The organism is Bacteroides sp. AM10-21B (genome assembly GCF_003472565.1).
GTDB lineage: Bacteria > Bacteroidota > Bacteroidia > Bacteroidales > Bacteroidaceae > Bacteroides > Bacteroides propionicigenes.
In genome coordinates this window covers 1-13,426 of sequence record NZ_QRME01000004.1, presented here as the reverse complement: position 1 = coordinate 13,426, position 13,426 = coordinate 1, and the positions used below count along the sequence as shown (strand labels likewise).

General features: G+C 52.8%; 8 protein-coding genes and 1 pseudogene. 8 read left to right on the top strand and 1 reads right to left on the bottom strand.

The window, feature by feature from the left end; all coding sequences use genetic code 11:
- Window positions 1-152: 152 nt before the first annotated feature.
- The 6 genes from DW121_RS06075 to DW121_RS06050 all read left to right on the top strand — a co-directional run bounded on the left by DW121_RS06075 (window position 153) and on the right by DW121_RS06050 (window position 11,092).
- Entirely contained in the window at window positions 153-545 is a 393-nt protein-coding gene (locus DW121_RS06075; RefSeq protein WP_008655856.1) for a helix-turn-helix domain-containing protein, read from the top strand.
- Between the two features lie 3 nt (window positions 546-548).
- Window positions 549-899: a helix-turn-helix domain-containing protein gene (locus DW121_RS06070; protein WP_008655857.1), complete on the top strand. Its 351-nt coding sequence runs from the start codon at window positions 549-551 to the stop codon at window positions 897-899.
- Window positions 900-918: 19 nt separating this feature from the next.
- Window positions 919-2,496 (top strand): DUF4099 domain-containing protein, encoded by a 1,578-nt coding sequence (locus tag DW121_RS06065; protein ID WP_008645573.1) that lies wholly within the window; start codon window positions 919-921, stop codon window positions 2,494-2,496.
- 59 nt (window positions 2,497-2,555) lie between these two features.
- On the top strand, window positions 2,556-4,646 hold the full coding sequence (locus tag DW121_RS06060; protein ID WP_008645574.1) for a type IA DNA topoisomerase: 2,091 nt from the start codon (window positions 2,556-2,558) through the stop codon (window positions 4,644-4,646).
- Window positions 4,647-4,809: 163 nt separating this feature from the next.
- Window positions 4,810-5,262 (top strand): DUF1896 domain-containing protein, encoded by a 453-nt coding sequence (locus DW121_RS06055; protein WP_008645575.1) that lies wholly within the window; start codon window positions 4,810-4,812, stop codon window positions 5,260-5,262.
- Window positions 5,252-11,092, top strand: coding sequence for an N-6 DNA methylase (locus tag DW121_RS06050; protein ID WP_008655861.1), 5,841 nt, complete (start codon window positions 5,252-5,254; stop codon window positions 11,090-11,092). The genes DW121_RS06055 and DW121_RS06050 overlap by 11 nt, the downstream gene beginning before the upstream one ends.
- Before the next feature lie 186 nt (window positions 11,093-11,278).
- Here DW121_RS06050 and DW121_RS06045 read toward each other — a convergent pair.
- Window positions 11,279-11,557, bottom strand: a pseudogene (locus DW121_RS06045) (DUF418 domain-containing protein); the annotation flags it as partial.
- A gap of 118 nt (window positions 11,558-11,675) precedes the next feature.
- Here DW121_RS06045 and DW121_RS06040 point away from each other — a divergent pair.
- Complete coding sequence (locus tag DW121_RS06040; RefSeq protein ID WP_007366528.1) at window positions 11,676-12,053, top strand: nuclear transport factor 2 family protein; 378 nt, start codon at window positions 11,676-11,678, stop codon at window positions 12,051-12,053.
- Between the two features lie 11 nt (window positions 12,054-12,064).
- On the top strand, window positions 12,065-12,922 hold the full coding sequence (locus tag DW121_RS06035) for a GNAT family N-acetyltransferase (RefSeq protein ID WP_007366527.1): 858 nt from the start codon (window positions 12,065-12,067) through the stop codon (window positions 12,920-12,922).
- Window positions 12,923-13,426: the final 504 nt, after the last annotated feature.

The following is a 13,426-nucleotide window of genomic DNA, read 5'->3' as shown; positions in this document are numbered from 1 at the left end:
TTACGGAGCCATTATCCGTAAAAATCTTACGTGAGCCACGTAGTGAGCTGTTAAAGCCCATTTGGTTTATTGCCGAATTTTGTCGCAGAAACATAGCGCAAGCCGAGCGCAGAACGTCAAGCCCGCTTGAACGGTATGCCGAGGCGCAGCCTATGTTCATGCAAATAAACCAAAAGAAAGAACTGAATATGAAAGTGATAACGATGGAAAGTTCCGCCTTCACCGCATTGACGGAACAGATAGCCGAGATAGCGGCACACGTGCGTGCCGTTTCCGGCGGTAGGAAGGAAGAAGCTCCCGACAGGTTGCTCACCACCCGCGAGGCGGCGCACCTGCTGAACGTGAGTTGCCGCACCCTCCAGCGCATGCGCAGCGAACAGCGCATCGCCTATGTCGTGCTGCGCGGCAAGTGCCGCTACCGGCAGTCGGAAATCGACCGCCTGCTCGAAGACAGCACCGTTACGGGCGAAGCCGCGACACCGGAACAGTTGAAACGCAACCACACGCTGCGCACGGGCGGCAGACCCAAAGGAAGGAGGACGTAAGACATGGAACTGCTTACCCGCAACAATTTCGAGAACTGGATGCAGAAGGTGATGGAACGGCTCGACCGTCAGGACGAGATGCTGCTCTCCATGCAGCCGTCCGGCAAAGCCCCGAACCCGATGGACGGGATCAGGCTTTTCGACAACCAAGACCTGTGCATACTGCTCCAGATCAGCAAGCGCACCCTGCAACGCTACCGCAGCATCGGCGCGCTGCCCTACAAGACGCTCGGCAAAAAGACCTATTACAGCGAGGCGGACGTGCTGACGTTCCTCTCCGAACATGTAAAGGATTTCCGCAAGGAAGACATAGCCTTCTACAAGGCTCGTATCCATAATTTCTTTCAAAAATAACCATTAAAACATTTTTCAGATGGCAAAGAAAAAAGACGAAAAGGACGTGCTGGTTGTCCGTGACGAGAAGACGGGCGAAATCAGCGTGGTAGCCGGGCTGAACGCCGACGGCTCCCCCAAGCGTATCCCCGCGAAAGCGGAGAACGCGCAGAGTTTCCTGCAATTCGACCGGCACGGCGACGTGCTGGACAACTTCTTCAGGAACTTCTTCCGGCAGTGCAGGGAACCCAGCCGCTTCGGTTTCTACCGTGTCGCGGCGGACCAAGCCGACAAACTGCTGGAGGTTATCAAGGACTTGCTGAAAGATCCCGACGGCAACAAGGAGATGCTTGCGCCCCACAAGGTGGACACCTCCGGCTACGAAAAGAAAGTACAGGAGGAGCAGTCCGCCGAAAAACAGGAACAACCGGAACAGAAACAAGATGACGAACCTAAAAAACAGGAAGAAATGGAACAGAAAAACGAACAGAATCAGGAAAGTCCTCAGCAGACGCAGGGCAACCGGGGCTACCAGCCCATCGACGAGAGCAAGATCAACTGGCAGAAGTTGGAGGAGAAATGGGGCGTGAAGCGCGACGACCTTGAAAAGTCGGGCGACCTTAACAGGATGCTCAACTACGGCAAGTCCGACTTGGTGAGGGTGTCGCCCAATTTCGGCGGAGAGGCTTTCGAACTGGACGCCCGCCTCTCCTTCAAGAAGGACGGCGAGGGCAACGTCAGCCTTGTGCCGCACTTCATCCGCAAGGAGCAGAAGCTCGACGACTACAAGGAACACAAGTTCTCCGACGATGACCGGAAGAACCTGCGCGAAACGGGCAACCTCGGCAGGGTCGTGGACCTCGTGGACAGGGAAACGGGCGAGATCATCCCCTCGTTCGTCAGCATCGACCGCAAGACGAACGAAATCACGGATGTCTCGGCCAGCAAGGTGCGCATACCGGAACGCATCGGCAAGACGGAAATCACCAAGCAGGAGCAGGACATGCTGCGTGCCGGTCTGCCCGTGCGTGACAAACTCATCGAACGCAAGGACGGCAGGAAGTTCGTCACCACCCTGCAAGTGAACGTGGAGCAGCGCGGCGTGGAGTTCGTGCCGGGAACCGGCAGGTCGCCCCGTGCCGTCCAGACACAGGAAAATAAGGAGAAACAGGCGCAAGGTACGGAAAACACAGCCAACACGAACAAGGAGCAACGCCGCAACACGTGGACGAACGCCGACGGCAGCATCCGCCCCATCAGCAAATGGAGCGGCGTGGACTTCACCGAGCAGCAGAAAGCCGACTACGTGGCGGGCAAAGCCGTGAAACTGGAGAACGTGACCGACAAGCAGGGCTTCCACGCCACGATGTACATCAAGTTCAACCCGGAGAAGGGACGCCCGTACCGCTACGACACCAACCCCGACAACGCGCAGAAGGTCGCGCCTTCCAACGAGAGCCGCACGCAGGTGGCGGTGAACAGCGAGGGCAAGACCAACGAGGCTACCAAGAACCTGAAGGAGCCGTTGCGGAAGGGACAGACCGCCCCGAAGGACACCGCGCAGCAACAGCAGCAGGAGAAGCCGCAAAAAAGAAACAATAAGGGCATGAAGATGTAATCCGGTGTCCGCCACTAAATCCGAAGTAACATTTGTAAAATTCAAAACGACAGAAGAATATGAAGACAATCATTGCAGAAAAGCCGTCTGTGGCACGTGAGATCGCCCGTATCGTGGGCGCGACAAAGAGAGAGGAAGGATATTTCGAGGGAGGCGGCTACGCCGTGACTTGGGCGTTCGGACATCTCGTACAGCTTGCCATGCCCGACGGCTACGGCATACGCGGCTTCGTCCGTGACAACCTGCCCGTCATCCCCGACACCTTCACGCTCGTCCCCCGTCAGGTAAAGACGGAGAAGGGCTACAAGCCCGACAGCGGCGTGGTGACGCAGATCAAGACCGTCACCCGGCTATTCAAGGAAAGTGAACAGATCATCGTGGCGACCGATGCCGGACGCGAGGGTGAGCTTATTTTCCGCTACCTCTACCATTACACCGGATGCGCCACCCCGTTCGTCCGCCTCTGGATAAGCTCGCTTACCGACAAGGCTATCCGCGAGGGACTGCGCAACCTTGAAGCGGGCGGCAAATACGACGACCTCTATCTTGCCGCCAAAGCGCGGAGCGAATCGGACTGGCTCGTGGGCATCAACGGCACGCAGGCACTCTCCATCGCCGCCGGACACGGCACTTACTCCGTCGGGCGGGTGCAGACACCTACATTGGCGATGGTGTGCGCACGCTACTGGGAGAACCGCCGCTTCACGCCCGAAGCCTTCTGGCAGCTCCATATCGCAACGGACGGCTGCGACGAAGGAACTGTGAAGTTTTCCTCTTCCGAAAAATGGAAAGAGAAAGAGCCCGCGACGGAACTGTATAATAAGGTGAAGTCGGCAGGCACAGCCACCGTCACGAAAGCCGAACGCAAGGAGAAGACGGAGGAAACACCGCTCCTGTACGACCTGACCACGCTCCAGAAGGAAGCCAACACCAAGCACGGCTTCACGGCGGAACAGACGCTTGAAATCGCGCAGAAGCTCTACGAGAAGAAGCTCATCACCTATCCGAGAACCGGAAGCCGCTACATCCCCGAAGACGTGTTCGCCGAAATCCCCAAGCTGCTCGCCTTCATCGGGGCTTTGCCCGAATGGAAAGGCAAGGTGCAGCCGAAAGCCGTCCCGACACGCAGAAGCGTGGACGGTAGCAAGGTGACGGACCACCACGCCCTGCTCGTCACGGGAGAGAAACCGCTGTTCCTCTCCAAAGAAGACAACACCGTCTATCAGATGGTTGCCGGGCGCATGATCGAGGCGTTCTCCGAGAAATGCGTCAAGGACACCGCTACCGTCACGGCGGAGTGTGCCGGAGTGGAGTTCACGGTGAAAGGCAGCGTCATCAGGCAAGCCGGATGGCGTGCCGTATATGGTGAGGAGGACAAGGAAGAAACCGCCATCCCCGGCTGGCGGGAAGGCGACACGCTGACGTTGAAAGGCTGTTCCATCACGGAGGGAAAGACCAAACCCAAGCCGTTGCATACCGAAGCAACCTTGCTCTCGGCTATGGAAACGGCGGGCAAGGACATAGAGGACGACGCACTCCGTCAGGCTTTGAAGGACTGCGGCATCGGCACGCCCGCCACCCGTGCCGCCATCATCGAAACGCTCTTCAAGCGCGGCTACATGGAACGCTGCAAGAAATCGCTTGTGCCGACAGAAAAAGGGCTTGCCCTTTACTCTGTCGTGAAGACGATGCGCATCGCCGACGTCGCCATGACGGGCGAATGGGAGAAGAATCTGGCACGCATCGAGCGCGGGGAGCTGCCCGCCGACACCTTCTGCAAGGAGATAGAGGCGTACACAAAGGAGATTACCTCCGAACTGCTCTCGTGCGACAAGCTGTTCGCCCGCAGGGATTCCGGCTGCAAGTGTCCCAAGTGCGGAACGGGCAGTATGCAGTTCTACGGCAAGGTCGTCCGCTGCGACAACGCGGACTGCGGGCTACCCGTGTTCCGCCTGAAGGCGAACCGCACCCTTTCCGATGACGAGATCAAAGAGCTGCTCACCGATGGGCATACGAAGCCGCTCAAAGGCTTCAAGAGCAAGCAGGGCAAGAGCTTCGACGCCATAGTCGCCTTTGACGGGGACTATAACACGACTTTCGTGTTCCCCGAAAGGAAAACGAGCAGGAAATTTTCAGGACGGAAGAAATAGTATTAACTTTGCCACTTGTTCAGAGTAATGAATTGTTCTTCGATACCGGATTACACTCATACTTTGGATTTAGTGGTGGCACTCGGAGGGATACCGAGTGCCTTTTCATTCTCCTTTTCAGACGATTATCCCCATCATTATCAACCCACTAAATTCCAAAGTAATGAACAACAAGAAGAAAAACGAAGGTCAGACCGACTTTTCCTATTACGGTCTGTACCTGCTGGACTATCTCCGCACGAACAGGTTTGAACAGGCTTCCGACGATGCCTTCATCCGGGAACGTGCCGACCGTGCCGCCGAAACGTATGAGCGTGCGCGGCTCGAAGGCTATCCGTCCGAGGGGGCGCAGGAGTTGGCGATGGACACGCTCCTGCGTGGTCTTCGCTATTCCAAGTACGCCATCCTCCGCGAAGTCGTGGAAAACGAGTTTGCCGACGAAGTGCCGGAAAAGAAACGCGAAGCCTTCATCCGAAAGCTGCTGCCGCCTGTCGGCAACGTATTCTCCGCCTATGATCTTTCGGACGACAACTTCGCCCTGTCGCCCGAATACGACCTGCTCTACACGGAGCTGACGGGAGCCGTCGTCCTTTATATCGGGGAATATGGCGTTTAACCGCAAACAACGGCTGCGGGACAACATCGAGGCGATACGGACGGCATTCATCCTTGACAGGGAACGGAGGACGGCAACCGCCGAGGAACAAGCCATACTTCGGAAGTATTGCGGTTTCGGCGGGTTGAAGTGCATACTGAACCCGGCAAAGGAACTGACGGATGCCGTGCATTGGGCGAAATCGGACCTCGAACTGTTTGCCCCTACGGTGGAACTGCACAGGCTGGTGCGTGAAAACAGCAAGGACGATACGGAGTACAAGCGGTACGCGGATGCCATGAAGCAGTCCGTGCTGACCGCATTCTACACACCGCCGGAGATAACCGGCACGATTGCGGAGGCTCTGCATGAACACGGCATACGTCCCGACCGTGTGTTGGAGCCGTCGGCGGGCGTGGGCGCATTCGTGGATGCCGTGCTGGAAAACAAGCCGGACGCGGACATCATGGCTTTCGAGAAAGACCTGATGACGGGCAAGATATTGGGACACCTGCATCCCGACCAAAAGGTAAGGGTGCAGGGATTCGAGAAGATAGAGAAGCCCTTCACGGATTATTTCGACCTTGCCATCTCGAACATCCCGTTCGGCGACGTGGCTGTGTTCGACCCGGAGTTTACAGGAAGCCAAGACCCGGCAAGGCGTTCCGCACCGAAGGCAATACACAACTACTTCTTCCTGAAAAGCCTTGACGCTGTGCGTGAGGGCGGCATCGTGGCGTTCATCACCTCGCAGGGGGTGCTGGACGCACCGTCCAACGCACCCATACGCGAGTATATGATGCGTAATGCCAATCTGGTGGGTGTCGCACGCCTGCCGAACAATCTCTTCACGGACAACGCGGGTACGGAGGTGGGCAGCGACCTGATTATCCTGCAAAAGAACAGCGGAAAGAACGGGGAACTGTACTACAACGAGAAACTTTTCATGCAGACCGAACAGACGCCCATCGGCACTTCGGTGAACGGGTATGTATGGAGCATCAGCTCTCTTTCCAATACGGATTTAATCAGAGGCACAGACCCTTACGGGAAACCTGCCTATCAACTCCTGCACCGGGGCGGCATCGGGCAAATGGCGGAGGACTTGCGGGAACATCTGAAAATCGAGTTGCATCAGTTTGACAAAGAACTGTATGAAATGTACAGCCTGCATCCGGCACAGGGGAAAAGCACGGTTACGGAAACCATTTCCATACCAGTTGTCACTCCTGAGATACAGCCACGTAATGAAATGGCAGCCAAGCCCGAAGCGGTAACACCGCAGCCGGAGGAAGAAAAGCCGGAGATAGAGCCGCACCGTCCCGATTATTCGGAGGGCGTGCAGCTCTCCCTGCTCGACCTCTGGGGCATGACCGAGGAGGTACGCAAGCAGGAAGCACCCTCCAAGAAGAAAAAGACGGCGAAAAAGGAAAGCCCGGCAAGACGTATGCCTCCCAAACCGCAGGCGCAGGTTACGCCGAAGGTTACGACCGCACCGCCACAGCCGTCTGCCGCACCACCGACGGAGAACAGGGACAGCCAAGAAACAAAGCCGGTGAGTGTCGCAGCCAAAGCCGATCCGGATGATATTTACGCCACTTTGGATTGGGATACCAACCCGCCCATCAACGGCTTCTATGAAATGATGATGGACCTCACGCCGGAGCGACGCAAGGAGCTTCGCAGGCTGGCGGCACAGCATCAGGAGAAACGGCAGCATGTCCCGGACGTGAAAGCCGCACCGGAGCAGGAAACACGGCAACCCGAAACGCAGCCGGAAGTTGCCGCCACTCCTGCCGCTCACGCAACGGAAACGGCTGCAACCTCCCTTTTCCCCGAAATGGAAGCGGAAAAACCGGAGGAGGAACCTCTCGACCTTTCTCCCCGTCCGTTCAACGGCATGCTGGAGCCGCACTATCGTGACGGCTCTATGGTACTGGATGCTTCACGCAATCTCGGTTATTTGAAAGACCTCACGCCTTACGGCGCGACATTCCAACCGCTTGACCTGACTGGCTACCAGAAGGAGAAAGCGATGTTGTATGTGTCACTCCGTGATTCATACGAGCGGCTTTACCGCTACGAGGCGGAGTATCACGATGAAGGGTCTGCACAACGCATAGCGTTGAACACCTGCTACGATGAGTTTGTCATGCGCTACGGCAACCTCAATGCCAAGCAGAACGTGAAACTGTTGATGATGGATGCCGCCGGGCGCGACATCCTTTCGTTGGAACGTGCGGAAGACGGCAGGTTCGTCAAGGCGGACATCTTCGAGCGTCCCGTTTCCTTCTCGGTGGAGAGCCATGCCAACGTAAGCTCTCCCGAAGAGGCACTCTCCGCATCGCTCAACAAGTTCGGCACGGTCAATCTCGACTATATGCGGGAGATAACCGACAGCACGGAAGAGGGATTGCTTGACGCCCTCAAAGGACGCATCTTCTACAACCCGCTCGTAACCGGTTACGAGATAAAGGACAGGTTCATCGCCGGGAACGTGATAGAGAAGGCGGAGCGCATCAAGGCATGGATGGGTGACAACCCAGAAAACGGGCGTATGCCGGAAGTGAAGCAGGCGTTGTTGGCTCTGAAAGAAGCCGAGCCGCCGCGCATCGCCTTCGAGGACCTCGACTTCAATTTCGGGGAACGCTGGATTCCGACGGGCGTGTACGCCGCCTACATGAGCCATCTTTTCGACACGGACGTGAAAATCGCCTACTCCGCAAGCATGGACGAGTATTCGGTGGCGTGCGGCTACCGCACCATGAAAATCACGGACGAGTTTTTAGTGAAGGGCTATTACCGGAACTATGACGGTATGCACCTGTTGAAACACGCCCTGCACAACACCTGCCCCGACATGATGAAGTCCATCGGCAAGGATGAGCATGGCAATGACATCAAGGTGCGCGACAGCGAGGGCATACAGCTCGCCAACGCCAAGATTGACGAAATCCGTAACGGGTTCTCGGAATGGCTGGAAGAGCAGTCGCCGCAGTTCAAGGAACGGCTGACGACAATGTACAACCGCAAGTTCAACTGTTTCGTGCGACCGAAGTATGACGGTTCGCACCAGACGTTTCCCGACCTCAATCTGAAAGGATTGGCAAGCCGGGGTATTCAAAGCGTTTATCCGTCGCAGAAGGATTGCGTCTGGATGATAAAACAGAACGGAGGCGGGATCTGTGACCACGAAGTTGGAACAGGTAAAACACTGATAATGTGTATTGCAGCGCATGAAATGAAGCGTCTGAACTTGGCGCACAAGCCGATGATTATCGGCTTGAAGGCGAACGTGGCGGAGATAGTAGCCACTTATCAGGCGGCATATCCTAATGCGAGGATTCTCTACGCTTCGGAAAAGGATTTCTCGACTGCCAACCGCGTGCGTTTTTTCAACAACATCAAGAACAACGACTACGATTGCGTCATCATGTCGCACGACCAGTTCGGCAAGATACCACAGTCGCCGGAGTTGCAACAGCGCATCCTGCAAGCGGAGCTTGACACGGTGGAGGAAAACCTTGAAGTGCTGCGGCAGCAGGGCAAGAACGTGTCGCGGGCGATGCTGAAAGGATTGGAGAAACGCAAGCACAACCTTGTGGCGAAGTTGGAGAAAGTGGAACACGCCATCAAATCCCGCACGGATGACGTAGTGGACTTCAAGCAGATGGGCATCGACCACATCTTCATTGACGAGAGCCACCAATTCAAGAACTTGACTTTCAACACCCGGCATGACCGTGTGGCGGGGTTGGGAAACTCGGAAGGAAGCCAGAAAGCCCTGAATATGCTTTTTGCCATACGAACTATACAGGAGCGCACGGACAAGGACTTGGGGGCTACGTTCCTGTCCGGCACAACCATTTCCAACAGTCTGACGGAATTGTACCTGCTCTTCAAGTATCTGCGTCCGAAGGAATTGGAAAGGCAGGATATCCGATGCTTCGACGCATGGGCGGCAATTTTCGCCAAAAAGACAACCGACTTCGAGTTCAACGTGACGAACAATGTGGTTCAGAAGGAGCGTTTCCGATATTTCATCAAAGTGCCGGAGCTTGCCGCCTTCTACAACGAGATTACCGATTACCGCACGGCGGAGGACGTGGGTGTGGATCGTCCGCGTAAGAACGAGATACTGCATCACATACCTCCCACGCCCGACCAAGAGTATTTCATCAAACAGCTGATGCAGTTCGCCAAGACGGGTGACGCCACGCTGCTGGGCAGACCGCCCCTGTCGGAAACGGAGGAGAAGGCGAAGATGCTTATCGCCACCGATTACGCGCGGAAGATGGCTCTCGACATGCGCATGATAGACCCGCATTATGAGGACCACCCCGACAACAAGGCTTCCCACTGCGCCAAGACGATTGCGGAGTATTACCACAAATACGACGCGCAGAAAGGCACGCAGTTCGTGTTCTCGGATCTGGGAACATACCAGCCGGGCGACGGATGGAACGTGTACAGCGAGATAAAGCGGAAGCTGACGGAGGACTACGGCATCCCGGCAAGCGAGGTGCGCTTCATTCAGGAGTGCAAGACCGACAAGGCACGCAAGGGGGTGATAGACGCCATGAACGCCGGAACGGTGCGCGTGCTGTTCGGTTCCACTTCCATGCTCGGAACGGGTGTGAACGCGCAGAAACGGTGTGTCGCAATCCATCATTTGGATACGCCGTGGCGTCCATCCGACCTGCAACAGCGTGACGGACGCGGAGTTAGGGCGGGCAACGAGATTGCCAAGCGTTTTGCCGGGAACAATGTGGATGTCATCATCTACGCGGTGGAAAAGTCGTTGGACAGCTACAAGTTCAACCTGCTGCACTGCAAGCAGACGTTCATCTCGCAGCTCAAAAGCGGGGCGATGGGCGCACGTACCATCGATGAGGGGGCTATGGACGAGAAATCGGGCATGAACTTCTCGGAGTACATGGCGTTGCTCTCCGGCAATACCGACCTTTTGGACAAGGCGAAACTGGAGAAGCGTATCGCATCGCTTGAAGGGGAACGCAAGTCGTTCAACAAGGGCAAGCGCGATTCGGAGTTCAAGCTGGAAGCCAAGACGGGGGAACTGCGCAACAACACGGCTGTCATCGAAGCCATGACGGAGGACTGGAACCGTTTTCTTTCCGTTGTGCAGACTGATAAGGAAGGTAGTCGCCTTAATATTGTCAAGGTGGACGGCGTGGATTCAACCGACGAAAAAGTTATTGGAAAGCGTTTGCAGGAGATAGCCAAGAACGCCACGACGGGCGGTTTGTACAAGCCTGTCGGGGAGATTTACGGTTTCCCGATAATGGTGGTCAGCGAGAGGATACTCAAAGAGGGGCTGGAATTTACCGACAATCGCTTCGTGGTGGAAGGGAATTACAAATACACCTATAACAACGGGCATCTGGCGATGGCTGACCCGGTAGCCGCCGCACGTAATTTCCTGAATGCATTGGAGAGGATTCCGTCCATCATCGACCAGTATAAGGCGAAGAACGAGGTGCTGGAAAAGGAGGTTCCGCAGTTGCAGGAGATAGCGGGCAAGGTGTGGAAGAAAGAGGACGAACTGAAACAGTTGAAGTCCGAACTTGCCGCGCTTGACCGCAAGATACAGTTGGAGCTTGCGCCGCCCGCGCAGGAAGTCACCGAAAAAGAAAAGAACGGGCAGGAGATCAAGCCAGATGCGGAAGGTGTACGGAGCATATCGCCACAACAAACCGATGATGTCCCGCAGATTCGCAGCCCGATGGATAAACGAAGTCCGTCTGGCAATTTCATTGCCAATCATATCATTATCGGGCGTCCGGGTTTTCAGTTTAAGGATGAAAACCGATCGAAAGGGATAAAAATTTAAAATTATGAATTTTATATAAAATATTAATAGGGGCTATCCAAAAGGTCTAAAAGTAAATCTTATCCCCTCTGCAAGTATCTGTAGAAGAGTGATTGCAAGAATTTCTTTCTTTTTGGGCAGCCTCTATTAAATTTATTTATTCTTTCTTGATTTATGTTTATAAACATTATACCAAAAACATTCCAACTAACCTTGTTTATGTTTTGTCAGCCACCATTTGCACAACCATATTTGACTCCCAAAGAGAGTGAATTCGATAAGATAACTTGCTGCATACCCACAATAAGGGGCTAAATAGAATACGAATGGGAAATAGATAACAGTACCGACAACAGATTGCGTTATGTAGTTGGTTAAACTCATTTTACCATAAAGCTGTAATGTGGAAACCGCTTTTTTGACACGTTCCTTATGACACAATAATATGAACGAGAATATTTCTACAGAATCATCAGTAAAACAGAAAAAAATACTAATTTTGTTTTTGATGATCATTTCAAAAGGAATTAGAAAAAATGTCTAATTCTAACTTATAGAGGAAAAAGCAACAATTAAATATTAAAGAATAAAAGATACGAAAAATATGACGCCAAAAGAGATACTACAAGAATGGATTGACTGCTTCAACGCCGCCGATGCAGTCGCTTTGGCAAACTTATACGCTCAGGATGCCATAAACCATCAAGTCGCAAACACCCCGGTTATAGGAAAAACAGCTATCCATAAAATGTTTGTAAATGAATTTGCAACCTCAAAAATGGTTTGTATTGTTGAGCATATATTCGAGGATGGAGAATGGGCTATCATGGAATGGAAAGATCCGCTCGGGTTGCGAGGATGCGGATTCTTCCATGTGCAAAACGATAAAATCGTTTTCCAAAGAGGTTATTGGGATAAGCTCAGCTTTCTCAAACAGCACGGTTTAACCGTAGAGAATAGTGATAAAAATCCAAACACATAACACCGTCCGATATGGGAATCATCATTCATTCTTTAGAGTCCGTTTCTTTCAAAGATTTGTATGCGGCATTCTCATCCGCATTCAAAGATTATGATTTCTCTTTGAATGCGGATGAATTGCGACGCATGCTCGACCGACGAGGATACAATCCACAACTATCTTTCGGAGCATTTTTCGAAGGACGGCTGATTTCTTTTGTGTTTAACGGAACAGGCATGTACAACAACATCTTGACGGCCTATGACACAGGGACGGGAACCGTACCTTCATTCCGGGGATTACACCTAACCCAAAAAATATTCACTTTCAGCCTCGAATTGATATATCAACAAGGAGTTCGGCAATATGTACTGGAAGTTTTGCAACACAATCACAAAGCAATAAAAATATATCGCAAATTAGGCTTTGAAACACAGAGAAATTTCAACTACTACTCTGCCAAACTGAGCGATATTGTTCCTGTATTGCAAGTAAACCATACCGCATGTCGCATACTCCCATCGGATTTAAAAAACTGCCTTAACCAAACGGCCTGGTTCGATTTTCATCCTTCATGGCAAAATGACAGGGCTTCACTGGAACGCGGAATCGACAATTTGGACATATTGGGAGCTTATGAAAGAGAAGAACTTGTCGGATTTGTTATCTTTGAACCGGCATCAGGCGATATTTCATCCCTCGCAGTTGCAAAAGATTACCGGCGTAAAGGAATAGGTAAGTCCTTGCTTAAAAGTGCTGTCAGTCATTTTCAAAGCGATGTACTCAAATTTACTAATGTTGATTGCGATTGTGAATCAGTCACTGGTTTCTTGTCATCATTAGGACTTACCCCAAAAGGACAACAGTTTGAAATGGTCAGAAAAATTTAACCTACATTTATATGAATAGCCCTCATCATCAAATAACGGTTCTCAGCTATACGCAGGCAGGGATTTTAACCACTGAACTTCCTACGAAGAACTGAACTTTAAATTTACCACTTAACTGTCCTACGAAGCACGAAAGCCCTGCTTGCGTATAGGTGATGTTATGCGGTCGGTTTTCATTTTCTCTTCTTTCTCGTTAATTTGTCAAGCAAAGTTACTAAATTTGCAGTCAAGCAATTTCAATTTTTGAATTATGTATTTCAGCAGACCTTGGACTTCTATCTAAGTGATAGGCAGTCCTGAAAATTCCAATCTCTTTTAGGTCAAGACAATTAGTCTATGGGTTTCGTGTACCGACTTTTTTGTAAAGGCGTTACGTTGTCATAGTTGCTCTGTCGGGTAATACTGTCTATTCACTTCTCCACGATTTGAATTCAAGTATTCACCTGTAAGAAGTTACTAAACCTGTTGGCGGAATTAATTTAGTGCATACTTAATTCTGCCAAT